Source organism: Rhodococcus sp. IEGM 1381 (assembly GCF_030056795.1).
Classification (GTDB): Bacteria; Actinomycetota; Actinomycetes; order Mycobacteriales; family Mycobacteriaceae; genus Rhodococcoides.
Genome location: NZ_JASHKQ010000004.1, coordinates 215,579 through 242,550, shown reverse-complemented (window position 1 = coordinate 242,550; position 26,972 = coordinate 215,579). Strand labels below are relative to the sequence as shown.

At 64.2% G+C, this 26,972-nt stretch carries 1 protein-coding gene; it reads right to left on the bottom strand.

Translation table 11 applies throughout. The features are described 5' to 3' along the window. Nucleotide 1: 1 nt before the first annotated feature. Nucleotides 2-26,836 (bottom strand): non-ribosomal peptide synthase/polyketide synthase, encoded by a 26,835-nt coding sequence (locus tag QM797_RS14355; protein ID WP_283276289.1) that lies wholly within the window; start codon nt 26,834-26,836, stop codon nt 2-4. Nucleotides 26,837-26,972: the final 136 nt, after the last annotated feature.

Here is a 26,972-nt window from a genome sequence, read left to right as displayed (position 1 = left end):
GTTATTCAGCCGTATTGCCCAGATGAGAATCGACGATCGGACCGATTACATCGGCCGCATCGGCATTGGTCATCTCGTTGTGGAAAACCTCGACGTCGTGGATGACGATATCCCCTGTCACGTACGGTCGCCATTCCTGCGGTGATCTGACAATTCCGTCGCTCGCACCCTTCGTTGCGGAAAAGAACAAAACATCTCCGTCGAAGACGTCCGGCACGAACTCGGCCATGATTCTTGTCGAATTCTCGAATCCTGCGTTGATTCTTCGCAGATGATCGGCAGTCACGCCGGTCGTCTGACCCAAGGATTCGTCGAGGAGTTCTACGCCCCGCTCGTAGGTCAGCGGCTCGGCCGACGGCTGCGCCGACAGGTCGAGACCCAGTCCACCGAGCAGATTCTCGACGCTCAACGCTCCGTCGACGTTGTCTTCGTCGTGGCCGTCGACATAACTGTCCAGCAAAGCGAGAGTGCGAACCTCGCTGCCGGTGCTGCGCAGTTCCACAGCGATCGCGTGAGCGAGCGAGCCGCCGAGCGACCAACCGAGAAGGTGGTACGGACCGACCGGCTGGACACTGCGGATTTCGTCGGCGTACCGGTGCGCGAGGTCGCGAATGGAACCGAACGTCGTACCTTCCACGATGCTCGGCAGCTGCAGGCCGTACACGGGACGGTCGTCGGTCAATTTCGAGACGATACCGGCGTATCCCCACGAGAGACCGATTCCCGGGTGGACACAGAACAGCGGTGCCTTCGACCCGGTACCACGCAGTGGAATCATCACTCCGAACACCGAATCGAGATCGGCACCCGCGGCATCGGCGTCGGACGCAACCCGCGCGGCCAGCCCGGCCGGCGTTGGGTCGACGAACAACGCTTGCAGCGGCAGTCGTACTCCGATGGCATCTTCGATGGCCGGCACGATCTTCGTGGCCACCAGCGAGGTTCCGCCGAGCTCGAAGAAGTTGTCGTCCATACCGACTCGCTCGACTCCGAGAACCTGAGCAAAGGCGTCGGCGATGGCAGCTTCCACGTCGGTACTCGGTGCTCGGTACGGAGTTGTCGAGACCGTCAGCTCCGGTATCGGCAACGCCCGACGGTCGAGCTTGCCCACCGGAGTGAGCGGAATGTCGTCGAGTTCGATGATCGCCGACGGAACCATATGGCGTGGAAGCACTTTGGCGACTCGATCCCTGAGCGCCTCGGTGTCGACCGTCTCGCCGTCTGCCGCCAGGACATAGGACACGAGCACCGTGTCCCCGGACGCCGCGGTGTGTCCTATCGTGGCGGCGAATCCGACCTGTTCGTGCTCGGTCAGGGCGGAGTCGATCTCACCGAGTTCGATACGGAAGCCGCGCACCTTGACCTGGAAGTCGCTGCGTCCGACGAATTCGACGGCACCGGTACTCCCCCAGCGCACGACGTCACCGGTCCGGTACATCCGCTCGCCTGGAGTACCGAACGGGTCGGCTACGAACCGCTCGGACGTGAGTCCGAATCGGCGCAGGTACCCACGTGCCGTGCCGGGGCCGGCAATGTACAGCTCGCCCGACACTCCTACCGGGACCGGTCGCAGGCGTGCGTCGAGCACCAGGAACCGGAATCCGGTCCCAGGCCCGCCCACGTCCACCGTGCCGCCGGGCACCAACGGCCCACCGACACTTGCCTGAATGGTGGTCTCGGTCGGACCGTAGCCGTTGAACATCTTGCGGCCAGGTGCCCATTTCGCCACCAGTTCCGGAGTACAGGCCTCGCCGCCGACTGCAAGGACGCGCACAGTGCCGAGGCGAGTCTCGTCGATCGAGGACAACGCCGCCGGTGTCAGGAATGCGTGCGTGACGTGTTCGGACTCGAGCAGGTCGGCCAGCTCGCTGCCGCCGAAGGTACCCGGCGGCACGATCACGACCGTGGCACCGACGCCGAATGCCATCGTCAGCTCGTACACCGACGCGTCGAAACTCGGCGAGGCGATGTGAGACACCCGCGAATCTCGGGTGGGGCGGAACCGCTCGATCACCTCGGCCTGCAGGTTGGACATGCCTCGGTGTCGCACCGCGACGCCCTTCGGTCGACCCGTCGAACCCGATGTGTAGATCAGGTATGCGGGGTGGTCGAGGTGCAGTGTCGCCGTGCGCTCCGAATCTGCGACGGCGTCCACGGGGTAACGAGATAGTTCCGCGGACGTCTCGGGATCGTCCAACACGAGCCACGGCACGGTGTCGGGTAGCGACCCCCTACTGTCGATATCGGTCAATCCCATTGCCGCGCGCGAATCTTCGAGCATGTGCGCGATGCGATCGGACGGGTAGCTCGGGTCGACCGGCAAGAAAGCTGCGCCGGTCTTGGCAACCGCCCACACCGACAGAACCGATTCGATCGACCGAGGCAGTGCCAGGGCGACGAACGTTTCCGGGCCGACGCCGTAGTCGATGAGCATCCGAGCAATTCGATTGGACCAGCTGTCGAGGTCGGCGTAGGACAGGCTCACGCCTCGATAGGTGACGGCGACCGCGTACGGATCGAGCGCCACCGACGCGGCGAGCATTTCCGGCCATGTCCGTAGTGCGACGTCGGCCGACCCGCGGGCCGGTGCCAAAGCCTGCTTCTCGTCAGCACCGAGAATGTCGATATCCCCCACCGCAGTGAGTCGATCGTTCCCGACGGCGTCGAGTACGCGAACCAGTCGCGCTGCGATGGCGTCGACGGTTGCCGCATCGAACAGTGACGTGGCGTAATCGAACGCTGCCTCGAAGCCGGCCGGTCGCCCGTCGTCCCCGAAATTCTCGGACACCAGGAGTTGCAGATCCTGCTTGGCCACGGGTACGTCGAAGTCGAAGCCCTCCACGCGCAGGTCGGGGAGCTCGAGTGACGCCTTCTCGTTGTTCTGGAAGGACAGTGCCACCTGTGAAAGCGGAGCGTACGCCGTCGACCGGGTGGGATTGAGCACCTCGACGATGCGCTCGAACGGCATCTCGGTGTGATCGAAGGCATCGAGATCGTGTGTCTTCACCTGCGTGAGCAGATCCACGAACGAGGTGGAGTCGACGACCCGGCTGCGCAACACCAACGTGTTGACGAACATGCCGACGAGGTCGTCCAGCCCCGCGTCACCGCGCCCCGCCACCGGGGTGGTGATCGCGATGTCGTCGGTGCCGCTCAGTCGTGCCAACACCACGGCGAACGCGGCGTGCAGCACCATGAACATACTGACGTGCTGCTCGCGGGTCAGCTCGACGAGTGCCTGATGTATCTCGGCGTCGACGGTGAATCGCACCCGGCCACCCCGGAAATCCTGAGTGGTGGGTCGAGGGCGATCGGTGGGCAACGGCAACAGATCCGGCAGGCCCGCCAGCCTCGTGGTCCAGTACTCCAGCTGGGCCGCGGCCACGCTCGACTCGTCCTTTTCGTCGCCGAGCAGCGAACGCTGCCAGAGCGTGTAATCGGCATACTGCACCGGTAGCGGCCGCCAATCCGGCGCGTGTCCTGCACTGCGCGCCGAGTATGCAAGTACGACGTCGCGCGCCAGCGGTGCCATCGATGCGCCATCGGCTGCGATGTGGTGGACCACCATGGCGAGGACGAAGACATTGTCGGCCGACGCCGCGTCGGTCGTGTCGAGGACCTGTAACAGTTCCACATGCACCGGGATCTCGGTGGTGACGTCGAACCCTCGACCCGCCAACAGAGCCACGCGGTCGGTCAGTACCCCGACATCGATCCGTTCGGGTTCGACCGTCGGTGCGACATCGCCGGCCGGATGCACCAGCTGCACCGGGAATTGCGGACCCTCGGGGAAGGTCGTACGCAGCGACTCGTGGCGTTCGAGAACGTCGACGACCGCGGCGGCCAGTGCCGCAGTGTCCAACTGCCCGGTCAGTTTGACGACCAACGGCACGTTGTATGCCGCAGACGAGGGGTCGAACCGGTTGATGAACCACATACGTTGCTGAGCGAGCGAGAGCGGAATGTGCTCGGGACGCTGCACCGCGACGAGGGCCGGACGCTGTGTCCGGGTGTCTGCAGTACCGACCGCTTTGGCCAGACCCGACACCGTCGGCGTCTCGAAGATCGTGCGAACGCCGATCGCCGTACCGAATTCGGCGTTGACCCGCGCGATCACTCGAGTGGCACTGAGCGAGTCGCCCCCCAGCTCGAAGAAGCTGTCATCGGCACCGACTCGGTCGATGTCGAGGATCTCGGAGAACACAGAAGCGACGGTGAGCTCGGCAGGGGTGGTCGGCTCGCGGTACGACGTAGCAGCGCCGAACTCCGGTATCGGCAGGGCGGCACGATCGAGCTTGCCCACGGGGGTGAGCGGAATGGTCTCGAGCACGACGATGGCGCTCGGAACCATGTGGGACGGCAGCGCAGCGGCGAGATGATCGCGCAGCACAGCGGTGTCGAAGGTATCGACACCCTCCTCTGCCAGACGCACGTAGGCAACGAGCACAGTCGCCCCCGAAGGTCCCGGAGTGCCGAAGGTCGCGGCAAAGTCCACCGCGGGATGCGCGGAGAGCGCAGCGTCGATTTCGCCGAGTTCGATGCGGAATCCGCGAACCTTGACCTGGGAGTCGCTCCGACCGACGTACTCGATGGTCAGATCCGGTGACCACCGCACCACGTCGCCGGTGCGATACATCCTCGAACCGGGTACACCGAACGGATCGGCGACGAATCGCTCTGCCGTCAGGCCCATCCGGTCGTGGTAGCCGCGGGCCAGACCGACACCGGCGAGGTACAGCTCTCCTGCGACGCCGACGGGAACCGGCTGCAGCCGTGAGTTCAGTACCACCTCGTGCACGCCGCGCACCGGCCCACCGATCGACACCGGCTCGCCGGCGACCATCGGTGTACTGATGTTGGACATGATCGTGGCCTCGGTCGGACCGTACCCGTTGTACAGGTTGCGCCCGGGGGCCCACTTGCCGACCAACTCGGCCGGAACGGCCTCGCCGCCGACGACGACGTCGGCGAACGTGTCCAGACCGGTCGGGTCGACCGACGCGAGGGCAGACGGAGTGATGAATCCGTGAGTCACTGACTCCGATGACAACAACGACGCGAGCTCCTCGCCGCCGTACACCGTCGGCGGCACGATCACCATGGTTGCTCCGGCACCGGATGCGAGCAGATATTCGAGCACGGAGGCATCGAAGCTCGGCGACGAAACGTGCAGTGTCCGTGAGTCTTTCGAGACGCCGTAGCGCTCGCGCTGCTCGGTAGCGAAGTTGTCGAGGCCGGAGTGCGTGACCACGACGCCCTTCGGAACGCCCGTCGAACCCGACGTGTAGATCGTGTACGCAGCACTGTCCAGAGTGACGCGACCGTGTCGTTCGCTGTCGGCTATCGGCTCGTCACCGATGCCGTTCGGGCCGTCCGTGGCGAGATCGTCCAAAATGATCCACGGCACGGTCGAGGGCAGGTCGTCGAGATGCGCACGGGTGGTGACACCGAAACTCGCGCCCGAGTCCGCCAGCATGTGCTCGATGCGATCGGCCGGGTAGTTCGGGTCGACCGGAACGAATGCGGCACCGGACTTGGCGACCGCCCACACTGTCAGAACGGATTCGATGGACCGCGCGATACCGAGCGCGACGAACGTCTCGGTGTGCACGCCGTGGGTCAGCAGGATCCGAGCGAGTCTGTTCGACCGTCGGTCCAGTTCCCGGTACGTCAGCTCTCCGTCCACGCTGCGCAGCGCGATGGCGTCCGGATCGATGGCTGCGGCGTCGGAGAAGATCTCCGGCAACAAACGCTTGGAGCGGCCTTCGATTCCGAATACCGGTGCAAGGGAGCCGAATTCGGCCCGATCGAGCAGGCTGAGTCGGGCCAGTGGCTGCTGTTCGTCTGCCAGCACTGCGACGAGCACCCGCTCGACTCGATCGACGATGGCGTCGACGTCCTCGACATCGAAGAGTTCGGGCAGGTACTTGGCCTTCAGATTCAGGCGCTCGTCCACGGACGAGACCAGAGTCAGCGGATAGTGCGCTGCGTCGGTCCCTAGAATGTCGGTCACCTGCATACCGGCGAAATCCGTTGCCGCAGAGGCACCGGCGCGATCGACCGGGTACGACTCGAACACCGTCAGCGTGTCGAATGCGACCCCGGCACCTGCTGCACGTTGGATGTCGGTCAGTCCGAGGTAGTGGTGGTCCAGCAACGACGCCTGCTCGGACTGAACACGATCGACCAGAGCGCCCAGCGTCTCGCTCGGATCGAGTGTGACCCGAACGGGCAGCGTGTTGATGAACAGCCCGATCATGCCTTCGATGCCCGGGACCTCAGGCGGACGTCCCGACACGGTGGCACCGAACACGACGTCGTCTCGACCGGTCAGTGTCGCGAGCACGATTCCCCATGCGGTCTGAACCAGTGTGTTGAGAGTCGACCCGCGGCGGGCCGCGAAATCGCGTAGGGCAGCGGTGGTCTCGATCGACAACGAGCGCTCGGATTCGCGCGAGACGGTGGATAGTTGCCGCCCTCGATCGCCGGTGACCAGCAGAGTCGGCTCCTCGACGCCTGCCATCGCACTGACCCACTGCGCGGTGGAGATCGAGACGTCGCGTTGCCGCATCCATGTCAGGTAGTCCCGGTACGCAGGCACCCGCGGCAGCATCGAGTCGTCGGACTCGGTGACGTACAGCGTGATGAGTTCCTTGACGACCAGCGGCGTCGACCACCCGTCCAGCAGAATGTGGTGGTTGGTCAACAGCAGTCGCCAGTGATCGTCGGCGAGGGTGATGAGCGTGAATCGGAGCAGCGGCGCGGAGTCCATCTCGAACCGAACACCGCGATCGGCCTCGAGGACTGCCTCCAGTGCAGTCTCGACATCGGCTTCGCCGCGCAGATCGATCTCGGCCCACGGAACCGTGACCGCACTCTGCACGATCTGCAGAGATTCGCCGGAGCTGTTGTGGACGAACGCTGCCCGCAGATTCGGATGACGCGAGACGAGCTTGTCGACTGCGGCGTGCATCCGAGCGGAATCGACGGTGCCACGCAACTCCAGGCCGAGTTGCACCATGTAGGCGTCGACGCCCGCAGAGTCGCTGCCGACCTCGCCCGCGAGGCGCGCGTGGAAGAGCAAGCCAGCCTGCAGCGGCGACATCGACCACACGTCGTCCAGGTCCGGGAATCTTTTCTCCAGTACCTCGATCGACTTCTGATCTATGTCGACCAGCTCGAGATCGGACGGAGTGAGACCACCCGCACCGTCGGCCGAGGCGTGCTCGGTTATCGAGGTGAGTGCCTGCGTCCAGAGATCGATCAGCCGATCGACCTCGTCGGCGCCGAGGATCCCGGCCGGGAACGCGAACGTGGCGTCCAGCTGCGGGCCGTCGGGGGTCGACGTCGTGACGGCATTGATGTCCAGCGCCGCAGGCACGGGCATGTCCGGGTTCTGTGCGTCGCCCAGTTCTGCGTCGGCGACGGGAATCCAGCCCACGTCTTCCATGCCCTCGGACGATCCGGTCGAGAAGCGACCGAGGTAGTTGAAACTGACCTGAGGAGCGGCGTAATCGGACAGAGCTTCGGTTCCTGCGGGATCGAGGTACCGCAACATGCCGTAGCCGATGCCGTGATCGGGGATCTCGAGCAGCTGCTCTTTGACAGCCTTGATCAGCGCGCCGGCGGAGTCTCCGCCGGACAATGCGTCGGCGATGTCCACGGATCCGAGGTCGAGGCGCACCGGGAAGATCGTGGTGAACCAGCCGACGGTCCTGCCGAGATCGGCCCCGGGCACCACGGCGTCCTCACGTCCGTGGCCCTCGAGTGTGATCAGAGCGGTACGAACGGCGTCTCCGCGTTCGCGACGCCATGCGGTCAGCGCCAGAGCCAATCCCGCCAACAGGCCGTCGTTGACGCTGCCGCGGAAGACATTCGGCACGGTGGTGAGCAGTCGCTCGGTGACCTCGACGGGGAGCGAGGTACGGATGCGCTGCACGGTCGCGTCGACGTCCACCCGCTTGTCCAATGGGCGTGAGCCGATGGTCGGATCTTCGCCGTCGAGAATGCGTTGCCACAATCCGAGCTCGCCGTCGCGGCTCGCGGTGACGTCGGTCAAACCGGTCGACCAGCGCCGCATCGATGTGCCGATCGGTGCCAGTTCAGGTTCGTCGCCTGCGAAGATCTGGCTCCATGCGGTCGCCAGATCCGGAACGATGATTCGCCAGGACACGCCGTCGATGACGAGGTGATGTGCGACGACGAGAAGTCGACCGGATCCGTTGGGACCCTGAAACCACACCATCTGCACCATGACGCCGTCGGCAGGGACGAGTCGGTCTGCCGCGGCATCGAGTTCCGCCGCGGCGCGGGAAGAGAACTCGGAACCGTCGACCGAATTCACCGAAACTGCATGGACGACGGACGCGGCGGACACCGAGCCGATCGGAGACACTTCTTCGCGCCACGTGCCGTCGGAGTCCTGGAACAGACGCGACCGCAGCATGTCGTGACGATCGAGCACGGCCTGAACGGTGCGTTCGAGAGAGTCGCTGTCGATACCGACCGGGAGCTGGAGCAGCGCCGTCTGGGTGTATCGCCCGAAGTCGGTGCTGCGGTCCAACATCCACCGCACGACCGGGGTCAGGGGTAGCGGGCCGACTCCCCCGCCGTCGAGTTCTTCCAGTACGACGACATCGCCTCCGAGAACGACCACCTCGGCCAGTGCGGCAACGGTCTTGCGCTCGAAGATGTCACGTGGAGCCAGCACCAGGCCGGCCGCCTTGGCGCGAGAGACCAGCTGAATCGACATGATGCTGTCGCCGCCGAGTGCGAAGAACGAATCGTCGACGCCGACGGTGTCGAGTCCGAGCACGTCCGCGAACAAGCCGGCGAGAATGGACTCGACTTCTGTTGCGGGCAAGCGACTTTCGGTCACATTGGCCGAGAAGTCCGGAGCCGGCAAGGCACGGCGATCGAGCTTGCCGTTGGCGGTGAGGGGCAGCTCGTCGAGCACGATCAGCGCGGCAGGCACCATGTAGGACGTCAGTGTGGTGCCTACGAAATCGAGAACGGCGGAGTGATCGAGGGTACGACCGGACTCGGCAACGACGTAGCCGATCAGACGGTCACCGAATCCGTCGTCTCGTACCGAGACCACGGAGGCCGCGACACCGTCGAATGCGAGCAGGGCGCTTTCGATCTCACCGAGTTCGATACGGAACCCGTGCAGCTGTACCTGCATGTCACTGCGGCCCAGATATTCGAGCGCCCCGTCGCGGTTCCATCTCGCCGTGTCACCGGTGCGGTACATCCGGTGTCCGGCCCGACCGGAGGGATCAGCCACGAAACGGGTAGCCGAGAGGCCCGCGCGTCCGAGGTAGCCGCGCGAGAGCTGTGCCCCGGAGACGTACATTTCGCCGGTCACACCAGGTGGCACGGGGTTCAGACGCGCGTCGAGAACGGCAACGTTCAGTGCCGGGATCGCCTGACCGATGACGCTGGAGGAGGCCGAAGCGGCGAACTCCTCGGTCAGGGCCAGGTGGCTCACGTGGACCGTCGTCTCGGTGATGCCGTACATGTTCACCAGGGTCGGCGCGGACTCGTCGTGTCGGGCATACCAACGGCCCAACTGTCCGAGATCGAGTGCCTCACCGCCGAAGATCACGTACCGCAGCGCGAGTTCTGCGGAGTCATCGGTAGCTCCCACGGTCGCGGTGGCAACCCTGTCGGCCTCCGCGAACTGGTAGAACGCCGTCGGTGTCTGGTTGAGCACCGTGACCTTTTCGCGCACCAGCAACTCGCGGAACAGCTCCGGCGAGCGTGCCGTGTAGTAATCGACGACGACGAGGGTTCCGCCGTGCAGCAACGGGCCCCACAGTTCCCACACCGAGAAGTCGAACGCGTACGAGTGGAACATCGTCCAGACATCGCGGCTGTCGAAATCGAACAGATCCGCAGTGTTCGCAAACAGTGTCGCCACATTGCGGTGTGCGATCTGGACGCCCTTCGGACGGCCGGTGCTACCCGAGGTGTAGATGACGTACGCGATCGAATCTGCACTGGTCCTGCCCGAGCGGTCCGCATCCGTCAGCGGAGTGCCGGATACGTCGTTCAGCTCGGCGATCAGTTCCGGCGAATCGACCAGGAGAACATCGAGGTCGGACGCCGGAACCGCAGTGCTGTCGGCAACGGTGGAGATGACGCAGACAGGCGAGGCGTCCTCGAGCATGAACGCGAGTCGGTCCGCTGGGTAGGAGACGTCGATCGGCAGATACCCGCCGCCGGACTTGATCACGGCGAGCAGCGCCACGATCAACTGCTCATCACGTGGCATTGCGACCGCAACGAGCGATTCGGACGTCACGCCGCGATCGACGAGGACCCGGGCCAGGCGGCTCGAACGGTCGTCCAGTTCGGCGTAGGTCATCGATCGATCACCGAAGACGACGGCACGCGAATCGGGGAATCGTGCTGCAGCAGCGGCGAATCGGTCGGCCAAGGTCGAGTCGTCTGCCCCGAGACCCGCGTGGTTCCACTCGTGCGTCATCGCATCGAGTTCCCCGGTGAGCAGCAGGTCGATGTCGCCTACGGCGCTGTCCGGATCGGCAGTGACTGCATCGAGGATGGCACCGAAGCGTGCCGAGAACTCCTGGACGGACGATTCCTCGAACAAATCGACCGCGTATGTAATCGCCGCGGTCATCCCGGACGGCGCACCGGTCTCGTCGAAGTTCTCCGCAACGGTCAGCTGTAGATCGAACTTCGCCACGTGTGCGTCGATGTCCACGGCTCGGACGGTCAGGTCCGGCAGCTCGAGCGACGCCGAGGTGTTGTTCTGGAATTCGAGCAGTACCTGGAACAGCGGCGAGTGGTCGGTCGAACGCGTCGGGTCGAGTACGTCGACCAACCGCTCGAACGGGACGTCGGTGTTGTCGAACGCAGCCAGATCGGCTGCGCGCGTGGCACGGAGCAGGTCGGTGAACGAGAGTTGCGGTGCCACGTCGGTGCGCAGAACGAGCGTACCCACGAACATGCCGACCAGATCGTCGAGTGCGGCGTCGCCGCGGCCTGCGATCGGAGTACCGACCGCGATGTCCTCGGTGCCGCTCAATCGCGCCATCAGGACCGACCATGCCGCGTGTACGGCCATGAAGACGGTTGCCTCGTTGGCACGCGCGACGTCGACCAGTGATGCATGTGTCTCGCGGTCGATCTCGAAGCGAACGCTGTTGCCGCGCAACGACTGACGGGCCGGGCGAGGACGATCCAACGGCAGCGGGAGAACCTCGGGCAGGTCCGCCAGGGCGGTTTTCCAGAAGTCCAGCTGCTGTGCGGCGAGTGACGACGGATCGGACTCGTCACCGAGAACATCGCGCTGCCATATCGCGAAGTCGGCGTACTGAACTTCGAGCGGTGCCCACATCGGGGCAGTGGCAGCGGCGCGGGCTCCGTACGCCACCATGACGTCTCGCGCCAGTGGTGCCATGGACGCTCCGTCGGCGGCGATGTGATGCACGACGATCGAGAGCACGAACTCGTCCGGTGCCAAGCGGTAGAGAACCGCGCGGAAGGGCAGCTCGGTCGAGACGTCGAATCCCTGTGCCGCAGCGGCCGAAACGGCCGCCACGACCTCGCCGGCGTCGAGATCGACAACGTCGAGTGCCGTCGATGCAGTCTGTACATCGAGAATCTTCTGCTCGGGTCGCTCGCCCTGTGTCGGGAACACCGTACGTAGAGATTCGTGTCGTTCCAGAACGTCGCCGACGGCCGCGCTCATCGCGGCGATATCGAGACGACCGGTCAGACGAACCGCCAGCGGAATGTTGTACGCCGCCGAAGTCACGTCGAACTGGTTGATGAACCACATTCGTTGCTGAGCCAGGGACAAAGGAATCGAACTCGGCCGCGGCTTCGCCACGAGCGAGGGGCGTCGAACTGTACCGAGCGGGTTGCTGTCCACGCGCTCTGCGAGCGACTCGACAGTGGGAGCCTCGAACAGAGCGCGCACACTGATCGTAGTGTCGAGGGCGGTGTTGACTCGTGCGGTGAGTCTGGTGGCACTGAGGGAGTCGCCGCCCAGATCGAAGAAGCTCGAATCGATACCGACTGCGTCGATTCCGAGCACCTCGCCGAATATGTCGGCGATGATCCGCTCCGTCTCGGTACGGGGGGCGCGTGAATCGCTTCCGAGATGGAGATCGGGAGCAGGCAGGGCCTTTCGATCCAGTTTGCCGGCTGGAGTCAACGGAATCGACTCCAGCACGACGAAGGCCGTCGGGATCATGTGCGTGGGAAGCGAACTCGAAACATGGGTCCGCAAAGCGGTCGCGTCGATCTCTCGACCCGGCCGCGGGAGAACGTAGGCGACCAGAATCGTGTTGCCCGTCGGACCGTCGACCCCGACCGTAGTCGCGAATTCGACCGTCGGATCGTCGGTCAGAACAGCGTCGATCTCGCCCAGTTCGATACGGAACCCGCGCACCTTGACCTGGAAGTCGCTACGCCCGACGTACTCGAGTGTCCCGGATTCGGTCCACCGCACGACATCTCCGGTGCGGTACATCCGCGCACCCGGCTCGGCGAAGGGATTTGCAACGAATCGGTCTGCAGTCAGACCGAATCGGGAATGGTAGCCCCGGGCGAGCGCGGGTCCGGCGAGATACAGCTCTCCCGCAACTCCGACCGGAACGGGATGCAACCGCGCGTCGAGTACGACCTCGCTGAAACCGATTGTCGGCGAACCGATGTCGATAGAGGAATCGACGCGTAGCGGGTCGCTGATCGACGAGAAGATCGTCGCTTCGGTGGGACCGTACGCATTGAACATCAGGCGACCCGGTGCCCAGCGAGCCACCAGCTCCGGCGGACAGACGTCGCCACCGGTGGCGACGACGCGCAGCTCGGTGAGGCCTTCGGGGTCCACCGATGCCAGTGCGGCAGGCGTGACGAACGCGTGCGTCACGTTCTGCTCGGCGAGCAGTGCGGCCAGCTCGGTGCCGCCGTAGACCGAGGTCGGTGCGATGACCATTGTCGCAGCGCCGGAGAAGACCATGACCAGTTCGAGGATGGAGGCATCGAAGCTCGGCGAAGCAAAAGCCAGAACTCGAGCATCGGGAGTTACCTCGAAACGGCTTCGCTCTTCCTCTGCCAGATTCGCAAGACCGCGATGGGTGACGGTGACGCCCTTGGGCACACCGGTCGAGCCCGACGTGTAGATCAAGTAGGCAACCTGATCGACGTGTATCGGACGCGTTCGCTCTTCGTCGCGCAGCGGGGTGGTCGAGAGATCGGCAAGCTCGGTGCGTGTCTCGTCCTGATCGAGGACGGTCCACCGGGCCGAGCCGAGACCGTCGACCGCGGAGACGTGCGTGGCGAGTGTGAGGCCGATGGAGGCGCCCGAGTCGACCAACATGTGCTCGACGCGATCGCGGGGGTAGCTCGGATCGATCGGCAGGAATGCCGCGCCCGTCTTGGCGACCGCCCAGATGCCCAGAACCGAATCGATGGAGCGTGGTAGAGCCAGTGCGACAACACTTTCCGGTCCAGCGCCGCGGGCGATGAGCGCGCGGGCAAGAGCGGAGGACCGCGCGTCGAGCTCGGCGTAGTCGAGGCTGCCGTCCCCGCTCCACAGAGCGATACCGTCGGTGTTCGTGGCCGCAGCATCGGTGAAGATCTCGGGGAGCAGACGAACACTCGACGACGCCGGGCCGTGAACCGGGGCCAGTCGAGCCAGTTCGTCGTCGGACAGCAGTGTCAGCGATCCGACCCGCCGATCGGTGTCGGTGGAAATGACCTCGAGTACCCGGACGATTCTGTCGATCGTCGCTCGAACGACGCTGTCCTCGAACAGTTCTGGCAGATATTTGGCCTCGATGTGCAGGCGGTCGTCGACCATGGCGACCAGAGTCAGTGGATACTGCGCCGTGTCGCTGCCGTCGTGGACGTCGTGGACATGCATGCCGGCGAGGTCGGTCTCGGCCGACAGGCCCGCACGGTCCATCGGGTAGGACTCGAACACCGTCAGGGTGTCGAAGGCGACGGCCGGTCCCACGGCCCGCTGGATGTCGGTCAGGCCGAGGTAGTGGTGATCGAGCAGCGCAGCCTGTTCGGCCTGCACCCGATCGAGGTATTCACCGAGTGTCTTGGACGGATCGAGCACGATTCTGACCGGCAGGGTGTTGATGAACAAGCCGACCATCGACTCGATATCGGACACCTCAGGTGGTCGTCCGGACACGGTCGCACCGAACACCACGTCGGAGCGTCCGGTCAAGGTGCCGAGGACCATGGCCCACGACGCCTGCACCATGGAGTTCATCGTCACGCCGCGTGCACGGGCGACGGCTCGCAGGCGGTCGGTCTGTGCGGTGTCCAACGAGATCAGCGCGCGGCCGGCCAACGTCGACTCCTGGCGCCGACTTTCGACCGGAGTCAACAGTGTGGGCTCGGACAGTCCGGCGAGCGCGTCGGTCCACGCCGCAGTTGCCGACGAACGGTCACGTTTTGCGAGCCACGACAGGTAGTCGCGGTAGGCGGGGACGCGAGGGAGCACGGTCTCGTCGCCGTCGACCACGTACAGAGTCAAGAGGTCCTTGAGCAGCAGCGGCGTCGACCAACCGTCGAGCAGAATGTGATGGTTGGTCATCACCAGACGCCACTCGCCCGGAGCCATCGTGATCAGCATGAAGCGCAACAGCGGAGCCTGAGCCATGTTGAAACGGGTGGCTCGGTCCTCGTGTTCGATGCGTTCGAGTTCGGCGGCCCGATCGTCGACGTCCAGACCGGTCAGGTCGACCGAGGACCACGGCACGTCCACATCGTGATGCACGATCTGGATCGACTCGCCGTCGGTGTTGTGCACGAAGGCGGTACGCAGGTTGGCGTGTCTACGCAGCAGCGCCTGAGCGGACCGTCGGAAGCGAGCTTCGTCGACGTCTCCGCGCAGTTCCAACACGAGTTGGACGATGTAGGCATCGACGGACTGATCCGACAGCTCGGCGTGGAACAGCAGACCGGCCTGCAGAGGCGTCATCGACCAGATGTCGTCCAGTGTCGGATAGACGCGTTCGAGGTCGTCGATGGAGCTCTGATCGAGCCGAACCAGGTCGAGATCGGACGGAGTGAAACCGCCTGCCCCGGGCCGCTGAGCAAGCCGAGTCAGCGCGGTGAGTGCCTGACGCCACAGTTCGACCAGCTCGGCGACCTCGGCCGCGTCGAGCACGCCGGTGGGGAACGCGAACGATGCTTCCAGTCGCGGGCCGGTCGGTGTCGCCGTGGTGACAGCGTTGATGTCGAGCACCGCGGCGACGGGTAGATCCTCGTCCTGCGAATCACCGACTCCGGAATCGTCGACCGGCAACCAGCCGTGCCCGCGAAGCTCGTCCGGAATGTCGGTGCTGTAACGCCCAAGGTAGTTGAAACTGATCTGGGGAGCCGGGAAGTCGCGAAGAGCAGCGGCACCGTTCTCGTCCAGGTATCGCAGCATGCCGTAGCCGATGCCGTGATCGGGGACGGCCAGCAACTGCTCCTTGACCGACTTGATCAGGCGTGCTGCATCGGCACCGCCGGCGAGAGCGTCGTCCAGATCGATACCGTCGAGGGTCAATCTGAGCGGGTAGATCGTGGTGAACCAACCGACGGTGCGGCCGAGATCAGCGCCGGGTACGACGTGGTCCTCACGGCCGTGACCCTCGAGGGAGATGAGAGCGTCGTCGACGACCACGCCGCGACCTCGTCGCCAGACGGCGGTGGCAAGGGCCAGAGCGGCGAGAAGACCGTCGTTGACGCTGCCGTGGAACGCGTCTGGCAGTGCGGTCAGCAGTCCCTCGGTGACGTCGGTCGACAGAGTCGTCTCGATCCTGTCCACGGTCCGGTACACGTCGATCTCTCGATCGAGTGCACGAGATCCGATGAGCGGATCGGGTTGTGCCACAACAGATCGCCAGATCTCCAGCTCGTCTGCGCGGGTTGCGGTGACCTCACGCAAGCCATGCGACCAACGGCGCATCGAGGTGCCGACCGGTGCCAGTTCCGGAGTGTTCCCGCCGATGATCTGCGCCCATGCCGATGCGAGATCCGGAACGAGAATTCGCCATGACACACCATCGATCACCAGGTGATGGGCGACAACGAGCAGACGGCTTCCCTCGGTGCCTGCGTCGAACCACACCATCTGGATCATGACACCGGAATCGGGTGCCAAGCGTGCTACTGCTGCCGCTGCCTCCGTTTTGGCCTGCTCCGAGAACTCCGGCCCGTGAACGGTCGTCGACGAGACTCGGTGGACAACCGACTGCGCCGACACCGATCCGACGGGAAGAACCTCCATCGCGGGGTGCTCACCACGATGGAGTACACCGCGAAGCATGTCGTGGTGATCGAGAACCGTCTGGACAGTGGCTTCGAGGACGTCGAGTTCGATGTCCGCCGGAAGCGTCAGCACAGCGGTCTGGGTGTGCTTGTCGAGCACTGCTGTGCGATCGAGCATCCATGCCACGATCGGGGTCAGCGGTACGTCGCCGACACCGCCTCCCGGCAGTTCTTCCAGCACGATCGCAGCAATCCCGTCACCGGCTGCGACAACCTCGGCCAGTGCAGCAACTGTTTTGTGCTCGAAGACATCTCGCGGCGAAAGAGCAAGACCGGCAGCCTTGGCGCGCGAGACCAACTGAATGGACATGATGCTGTCGCCGCCGAGCGCGAAGAACGAATCGTCGACGCCGACGCGGTCCAGCCGCAGGACCTCGGCGAACAATCCGGCCAGCGTCTTCTCGACCGCATTCTCGGCATCGCGGCCGCCCGTGGTGACCTGAGCGGACCAGTCCGGTTCGGGTAGTGCGTTTCGGTCGAGTTTGCCTGCCGGAGTGAGAGGAATCGACTCCAACATCACCAACGCCGACGGCACCATATGCGCCGGCAACACCGACCCCACATGCTCCCGCAACGCAACCGCATCGAGAACCGTCCCCGCCACCGGCAACACATACGACACCAACACCGTCGCGCGGGCTATTCCGGTCGCTCCTGCAGGCTCCGCTCCGGCAGCAGATTCACGCCCGATGGTGACCACGAAATCGACACCCGGCACCGCAGCCAACACCGAATCGATCTCACCCAACTCGATCCGGAAACCACGCACCTTCACCTGAAAATCGCTACGCCCCACATACTCCAACGCACCCGAAGCATTCCACCGCACCACATCACCGGTGCGATACATCCGCGAACCCGCACCACCGAACGGATTGGCCACGAACCGCTCCGCCGTCAAACCCAACCGAGCGTGATACCCACGAGCCAACGCCGGACCCGCCAGATACAACTCACCCACCACACCGACGGGCACCGGATTCAACCGCGCATCCAACACCACCTCCGCGAAACCGATCGTCGGAGAACCGATATCGACCGACTCCCCCACCACCAACGCCGACGAAATCGACGAGAAAATCGTCGCCTCCGTCGGACCGTACGCATTGAACATCCGCCGACCCGGCGCCCACCGCGCCACCAACTCCGGCGCACACACATCACCACCGGTGACCACAACCTGAACCGAATCCAACCCCACCGGATCCACCGACGCCAACGCCGCAGGCGTGACGAACGCATGCGAGACCCGCTCCTCGGCGAGCAACGACGCCAACTCCACCCCACCGAACACCAACGGCGGAGCAATCACCATCGTCGCCCCACCCGAAAACGCCAACACGAACTCGAGAATCGACGCATCGAAACTCGGCGACGCAAACGCCAACACCCGAGACGAGGGACCCACACCGAACCGAACCCGCTCCTCCGCAGCCAAGTTCCCCACACCACGATGAGTGACCACCACACCCTTGGGCACACCGGTCGACCCCGACGTATAAATCAGATACGCCGCATCATCGAGACGCAACACACCCGAACGCTCGGCATCCAACACCGGAGCAGCCGACCGAAACGCCAGATCCGCCACCACATCCGGATCATCGAGCACCACCCACGAGACCCCACCCACACCCGACACCGCACCCACATGGGCACCCAACGTCACACCCACCACAGCACCCGAATCGACCAACATGTGCTCGATCCGATCCACCGGATAATTCGGATCCACCGGCAAGAACGCACCACCGGCCTTCGCCACCGCCCACACCGCCACCACAGACTCCACCGACCGCGACAACGCCAACGCCACGAACGACCCCGGACCCACACCACACGACATCAACATCCGCGCCAACCGCGACGACGCCGCATCCAACTCACCATACGAAAGCACCCGCGAACCCGACACCACCGCAACACCACCGACACCAGCAACACCGACCGCACCAGCCAACAACTCCGGCAACACCACACCCACCACAGACCGCGGACCACGAACCGGAGCCAGGGAGGCGTATTCGTCGTCGGACAGAATCTCGATATCGCCGATCCGGACGGACGGGTCTGTCGTCACGACATCGAGGATTCGCGCGAGGCGCTCGGCAAGGACCCGGACCGTATCGGCATCGAACAGTTCTGTGGCGTAACGGAAACCGGCGCCGATGCCGACCGGTACCCCGAACTTGTCGAATTCTTCCGAGACCGTCAACTGAAGGTCGAAATTGGAGATGTCGTTGGGCAGTTCGATGCCCTCGATCGACAATCCGGGCAACGTCACCGTCGGTCGGTCGGTGTGCTGGAACTCGAGCATCACCTGGAACAACGGTGCATGGGCGGTCGATCTCGCGGGATCGACCGCATCGACCACACGCTCGAACGGGATGTCCGAGTGTGTGAACGCCGCAAGGTCGGTGGCACGAACGTCCGAGAGAAGATCCTCGAAACGCGTGGAGCCCGGCACCTGAGTCCGTAGCACCAGCGTGTTGACGAACATGCCGACGAGCTCGTCGAGCGCGGCATCCCCTCGACCCGAGATCGGCGTGCCCACCGAGATGTCCTCGGTGCCGGACAGTCGAGCGAGAAGGACGGCCAATGCGGCGTGCACGATCATGAACGAACTCGAATTGTGTTCGGCAGCAACAGTTGCGAGCCGAGCATGGATGGCAGCGTCGATCTCGAACGATACCGAGTCGCCGGAAAGAGACGCCACCGCCGGGCGAGGGCGATCGGTTGGCAGGGGCAGAACCTCGGGGCTGCCGGACAGTGTGTCGACCCAGTAGGTCGATTGCTGTGCCATCAGCGACTCGGGATCGGACTCGGTGCCGAGGTATCGACGCTGCCACAGAGCGTAATCGGCATACTGCACCGGCAACGGGTCCTGGCTCGGCGCATGCCCTGCGGCACGGGCGCTGTACGCCACCATCAGATCGCGGGCCAGCGGGGCGGTGGAGAAGCCGTCGGAGGAGATGTGGTGCACGACCATGACGAGTACGTGCTCGTTGTCGCTCTCCCGGATCAATCGGACGCGCAACGGAACGTCCGCCACCACGTCGAAGCCCGAGCCGGCGACATCGCCGATCAGTTCGTGCACATGCCGCTCGTCGTCCGCGGGGATCGGAGTCAAGTCCGGCAGTGCCGACGCCACGTCGAGAATGGACTGCACAGGGCCGTCGTCGGACAGCGGGAACATCGTGCGAAGTGACTCGTGCCGGGTCAGCACATCGCCGATGGCCGATCGCATCGCGTCGACGTCGAGTGCGCCGCTCAGCCGCATGGCGAAGGCGACGTTGTAGGCAGCCGACTCGGTGTCGTACTGATTGATGAACCACATTCGTTGCTGCGCCAGCGACAGCGGTACGACGTCGGGGCGCTCCTGCGGAACCAGTCGCGGAGCTGCTTCGGCGTCGTGTTCGCGGATGTCGATGCCCGCGGACAATGCGCGCACGGTGGGCGCGTCGAACAGATCGCGGATACCGATATTACTTCCGAGTGCGGCATTGACCCGCGCTACCAATCGCATCGCGATCAGCGAGTTGCCACCGATCTCGAAGAAGCTCGACGTGACGCCCACCTGAGAAATGCCGAGCAGGTCAGCGAAGATGCCGGCCACGATCTCTTCGACGGGATTCTCCGGACCGACGAATTCCGAAGCGGCGACGGTGAACTCGGGTGCAGGCAGCGCTTTTCGATCGAGTTTTCCACTGGCGTTGACCGGCAGCGAATCGAGTACCACCACGTGCGAGGGCACCATGTAGGCCGGAAGCCGTCGCGCGGCCTCGGCCGTCAGATCGGTGGGGTCGACGGCAGCACCGTGCGCGCCCACCACGTACGCAACCAGCGTCTCACCGGTGTTGGGGTCTTTGTGCACCAGTGCGATCGCTTGGGCGACCGACTCGGACCGCAAGAGTACGGCTTCGATCTCGGGCAGCTCGATGCGCAGGCCGCGCAACTTGACCTGGAAATCGGTACGGCCGATGTACTCGAGTTCACCGTCTGCGCGCCAGCGAACCAGATCGCCTGTGCGGTAGAGCCGCTCACCCGGTTCTCCGAAGGGGTCGGCGACGAAGCGATCTGCCGTCAGATCGCCTCGGCCGACATAACCTCGCGCGAGTTGGACACCAGCGAGATACAGCTCGCCGGGTGCACCGATGGGTGCCAAACGCAACGAGGCGTCGAGAACGTACAACCGGGTGTTCCACACCGGTGCACCGATGGGAATGGAGACCGGGTCCCGTCCGGTGACATGGTAGTAGCTGACGTCGACTGCGGCTTCGGTCGGACCGTAGAGATTGTGCAACTCCGCAAGGGAGAACTGGGCGAATTGTGCGGCCGTGGCAGGCGGAAGTGCCTCGCCACTACAGAAGACGAGCCGCAACGATGCACACTCTGCAGCCCGGGCACCTGCAGCGAACACAGCGAGCATCGACGGTACGAAGTGCACCGTGGTGACGTGCTCGTCAGCGATGATGCGGGAGAGGTACGCGGGGTCGCGGTGGCCGTCAGGTTCTGCCACCACTAGCTTGGCACCGACCTGAAGTGGCCAGAAGAATTCCCACACCGAGACGTCGAAGGTGGCCGGCGTCTTTTGCAGAACGGTGTCGGCGGGTTCGAGACGATACTCGTGTTGCATCCACAGCAGGCGGTTGACTATGGCGGAGTGCGTGACTGCCACGCCCTTGGGCCGGCCGGTGGAACCGGAGGTGTAGATCACGTAGGCAGTGTTCGAGCCACTCAGGCTGCCCAGTCGGTCGGCATCGGTGACCGAGGAGTGGTCGCGATCGGAGACGTCCAACAGATCGACGGCGAGAACCGGAGTTGCCACCGGAATATTGATCCAGTCGCGGCTCGTGGTGAGAATGCACACCGGTTGAGCACTCGACAGCACGTAGGACGACCGTTCGACCGGATGGTCCGGGTCGATCGGAACATACGCACCACCGGCCTTGACGATGGCGTACATGCCCACGAGCAGGTCGATCGATCGTCGCATTGCCAGGCCGACGTGGGATTCCGATGTCACGCCGAGCGAGATGAGGTGCCGAGCGAGCTGATTGGCACGCCCGTCCAGTTCGAGATACGTGATGTGCTCGTCCTCGAACACCAGCGCGGTCGAATATGGACTGCGGAGCACCTGCCGGTCGAACAAGCTGCTCAGTGTGACGCCGATATCCCCGGCCGGGATCTGCTGGTGGACCGAAGACGATTCGATCAGTCGTGCGGTGTCGTTCCACTCGAACAGAACCAGTTCCCGTTCCGCGGCGGAGAGGATGTCGATGTCGCCGGTTCGGACGTCCGTCGACGTGCCGATGGTGGAGACGATGCGCAGGAAGCGGTCGACGAACCGATCGATGGTGTCCGGATCGAACAGATCTGTGGCGTAGGTGAAGGCAGCCGACAACGCACCGGACTCGTCGGCGGGGTTCTGATCGACGCGGAGTTGCAGATCGAACTTCGCTGTGTCGGTGCTGATTTCCTCGAACTCGACGGTGAGATCGGGCAGTTCCAGCGTGGCCGAGGCGTTGTTCTGGAATTCGAGGAGAACCTGGAACAGCGGTGAATGATCGGTCGATCTCGCGGGATCGAGCACATCGACGAGTCGCTCGAACGGAATGTCGGTGTTGTCGAAGGCAGCGAGATCGGAACGTCGGGTATCAGCCAACAATTCGCCGAAAGTCGCGTGCGGCTCGACCTGTGTCCGCAGCACGAGCGTGCCGACGAACATACCGACGAGATCGTCGAGTGCTGCATCCCCTCGACCGGCGATCGGGGTTCCGATCGCGATGTCGCGGGTGCCGCTCAACCGCGCGAGCAGCAAGGCAAGCGCGGAGTGGATCACCATGAACAGCGTCGACTCGTGTTCGGCCGCAACCGAAGACAATCGAGCGGCGACATCGGCGGGAATGGTGAACGGGGTGACACTGCCGCGCATCGACTGCCGAATGGGCCGTGGTCGGTCGAGCGGCATCGGCAACACATCGGGCAGATCTGCCAGTGCCGACTGCCAGAATTCGATCTGCCGCGATGCCACGGATGTCGGGTCGTTCTCGTTGCCGAGGACGGCATGCTGCCACAGGGCGAAGTCCGCATACTGCACGGCCAAGGGGTCCCACATCGGAGCCGATCCCGCAGACCGGGCACCGTAGGCAACCATGACGTCGCGCGCCAGCGGTGCCATCGAGGCACCGTCCGCAGCAATGTGATGGACCACGATGGCGAGCACGAAACTTTCCCCGCCGGTCCGATACAGCACCGCCCGGAACGGGAGATCGACCGTGACGTCGAATCCCGTTGTTGCAGAAGTACGAACGAGTGCCTCTACCGACGCGGCGTCGACCTCGACGAAGTCGAGTGGGAGGTTGGGGCCGGTGACGTCCACGACCGGGGTGATGACCTGGTTCGGCAGATCGCCCACCGTGGGAAACACCGTCCGGAGAGATTCGTGCCGCGACAGGACGTCGCCGATGGCCGCGGACATCGCAGTGACGTCCAGGCGACCCGTCAAACGGACGGTGAGTGGAATGTTGTAAGCGGGCGACGCCACATCGAACTGGTTGATGAACCACATTCGCTGCTGTGCGAGAGAGAGCGGAACGGACTCGGGCCGGTCGACGGCCACGAGTGCCGGACGGCGGTGCAACGAGGCACCCTTCGCCTCCGCACGTTCTGCCAGGGCCCGCACCGTCGATGCCTCGAACAGGTCCAGAACTTTCAGATCGGTTCCGAGGGCAGAATTGGCTCGCGCGATCAATCGCGTTGCCACCAGCGAATTACCACCGAGATCGAAGAAGCTGTCGGTCACGCCGACCCGATCCACCTCGAGAACATCGCAGAAGACCGCTGCCACAGCGGCTTCGTACTCCGTCTGCGCCGCCTCGAACACACTCTGCGATCCGAGTTCCGGTTCGGGTAGTGCGTTTCGGTCGAGTTTGCCTGCCGGAGTGAGAGGAATCGACTCCAACATCACCAACGCCGACGGCACCATATGCGCCGGCAACACCGACCCCACATGCTCCCGCAACGCAACCGCATCGAGAACCGTCCCCGCCACCGGCAACACATACGACACCAACACCGTCGCGCGGGCTATTCCGGTCGCTCCTGCAGGCTCCGCTCCGGCAGCAGATTCACGCCCGATGGTGACCACGAAATCGACACCCGGCACCGCAGCCAACACCGAATCGATCTCACCCAACTCGATCCGGAAACCACGCACCTTCACCTGAAAATCGCTACGCCCCACATACTCCAACGCACCCGAAGCATTCCACCGCACCACATCACCGGTGCGATACATCCGCGAACCCGCACCACCGAACGGATTGGCCACGAACCGCTCCGCCGTCAAACCCAACCGAGCGTGATACCCACGAGCCAACGCCGGACCCGCCAGATACAACTCACCCACCACACCGACGGGCACCGGATTCAACCGCGCATCCAACACCACCTCCGCGAAACCGATCGTCGGAGAACCGATATCGACCGACTCCCCCACCACCAACGCCGACGAAATCGACGAGAAAATCGTCGCCTCCGTCGGACCGTACGCATTGAACATCCGCCGACCCGGCGCCCACCGCGCCACCAACTCCGGCGCACACACATCACCACCGGTGACCACAACCTGAACCGAATCCAACCCCACCGGATCCACCGACGCCAACGCCGCAGGCGTGACGAACGCATGCGAGACCCGCTCCTCGGCGAGCAACGACGCCAACTCCACCCCACCGAACACCAACGGCGGAGCAATCACCATCGTCGCCCCACCCGAAAACGCCAACACGAACTCGAGAATCGACGCATCGAAACTCGGCGACGCAAACGCCAACACCCGAGACGAGGGACCCACACCGAACCGAACCCGCTCCTCCGCAGCCAAGTTCCCCACACCACGATGAGTGACCACCACACCCTTGGGCACACCGGTCGACCCCGACGTATAAATCAGATACGCCGCATCATCGAGACGCAACACACCCGAACGCTCGGCATCCAACACCGGAGCAGCCGACCGAAACGCCAGATCCGCCACCACATCCGGATCATCGAGCACCACCCACGAGACCCCACCCACACCCGACACCGCACCCACATGGGCACCCAACGTCACACCCACCACAGCACCCGAATCGACCAACATGTGCTCGATCCGATCCACCGGATAATTCGGATCCACCGGCAAGAACGCACCACCGGCCTTCGCCACCGCCCACACCGCCACCACAGACTCCACCGACCGCGACAACGCCAACGCCACGAACGACCCCGGACCCACACCACACGACATCAACATCCGCGCCAACCGCGACGACGCCGCATCCAACTCACCATACGAAAGCACCCGCGAACCCGACACCACCGCAACACCACCGACACCAGCAACACCGACCGCACCAGCCAACAACTCCGGCAACACCACACCCACCACAGACCGCGGACCACGAACCGGAGCCAGTCGAGCACGCTCGGCCGTGGACAGCATGTCCACGTCACCGATCAGCAAGTCGGGTTCACCCGTGAGCGCGTCGAGAATTCGCACCACGCGGCGGCCGAGTTGCGACATGCTCCCGGCGTCGAACAGTTCTGTGGCGTAATCGAAAACGACACTGACCGAATCGGACTCGCTCACGGTGAGGACAAGATCCATGTCGATTCCGTCGTTCGGCAGAACTGCGGGACCGAATCGAAGCGCAACCTGAGCCAATGGGCTGTGCGAGCCGGACCGGGACAGACCGAGGGCGTCGACGACGTCCTCGAACGACACGTCACCGTGTGCCTGTGCTGCGTCGAAATCGACCTTGGATGCAGCAACGAAGTCGCCGAAAGACAGTCGTCCGTTCGGGTTGGTCCGCAGAACGACGGTTTCTCCGCTGGCGGCGGGCACGGCAATCGAGACGTCGTCGGTGCTGGCCAGGCGTGAAACAAGTACGGCGAGAACGGATTCGAACACCACGAACGGCGTTGTACCGCGGTCGGCGGCCAGCTGTTCGACTGCTGCCCAGGACGCGGATCCGAGGGTGATCTCGTGCGATGCACGAACATGGCCGATGCGTGAAGGGCGGACACGATCGCTGGGGATACCGATCAGGTCGGGAGAATCGGAGAGTCGATCCGTCCAGTAGGCGAGCTGAGCGGTGATGCGTCGGCGTCGTCGGCCCTCTTGGGCACTGTCCGGATGTACCTCGGAGACAACGACATCGGGTCCGGCCGCGATGAATGCTTCGGCCATATCCACGAAACTCGAGTGGTGTGCCGTGAGATCGTCGTCGTCGTACCGGTTCGGGTTTGCTCTGAAGTCCACGAATGTTCGTGCTGGTGAACCACTCTGGTACACGTTGACCAGGAGGTCCTCCACCGGCCCCGACGTGACGATGTTGAACTCACCGACGATCGAACCGAGGTTGATCTGCTGGTGGAACAGCATCATGTTGACGAGCGGTCCGGTGAGCTGTTTGTCGCTGCCCGAGGCCGCCAGCTCGCGCCGGATGTCCTCGATGCTGAACCGCTGGTGCCGCAGAGCGCCCATCAGTTCGAGCTGGACCTGCTGTACCAGTTCGCTGACGGTGGCGTCCTCTCGGACGTGCATCGGAATTGGTGCGACGTTGACCAACATTCCGCCGGATCGGCGGAGCAACGCGGTGGTTCGGGCGGACACCGGAATGTTGACCAGTACGTCGTCTCGTCCGGTCATTCGGGCGAGGTAACAGCCGAACGCGGCGATGAACACTGCAGCTGCAGTTCCGCCCTTGGTGGAATCGGACGCTTCGAGAGCGGTGACGACGTCCTCGGGCAGAGCGATGCTGCGCAACTTGCTGGCGGCAATCGTGCGGCCGTCCGTGTTCGACAGAGTTGCTCCGTCGTGGATGTCGGATGCGCGGGCAACCCAGTATTCCTTGTCGGACTCGAAGCGTGTTGATGTCCGATACTCCTGATCGAGCTCGTACAGCCGGCGGAGTTCGGCCGCCTTGTTGGGCTCGGGTTCGGAGTGCTCGACGGCGGCTGTGTACAGCGCTGCGGTGCGGTTGACGAGCGTCATGGCACCGTAGCCGTCCAGGGCTACGTGGTGGATCTTGCTGTACCAGAGGTTGCGCTCGTCCTCGACCTGGATGATCCAGCTCTCGATGAGAGTGTCGTTCTCCATGTCGACCGGCTGCACGTAGTTGTGGTCGATCCAGCGCAGCGCCGAGGCCATGGGATCGTCTTCGCCGCGCAGGTCCAGGTAGTTCACGGATTGGTCGATGGAGTGATCGACCAGCTGAACGGCCTCGCCGTCGACCTCGGCCAGACGGAGGTAGGCGGACTGGAACTCGTGTCCGGCCTGAGCCGACGCGTCCTGCAGGACTGCTATGTCGAGTTTGCCTCGCAGGTCCACGTACTGGGCGATGCAGACTGCAACGTCAGGGGCGAGCTGCTGGGCGAACCACATTCCCCGCTGGGCGGACGAGAGTGGGAAGCCGTCTTCGAAACCGGTGCCGGTCGGGGGCGTCTGAGACCCACCGGTTGTTGTTGCACGCATTCACTTGCCTTTCGGCGGCACGGTCGCGGTGGCGAAATTCGGCGCCGAGTTCATCGGCTCGGAAATTTCGGTCCGGTTCGGGGTGTCGAGCCGCGGCGGCTTGTGCGCGCGATTGAGCAATTCTGGCTTCCGTTCT

Coding starts and splice junctions, on each gene's coding strand:
- QM797_RS14355 (WP_283276289.1), bottom strand. CDS start 26,836: ATGCGTGCAACAACAACCGGTGGGTCTCAGACGCCCCCGACCGGCACC.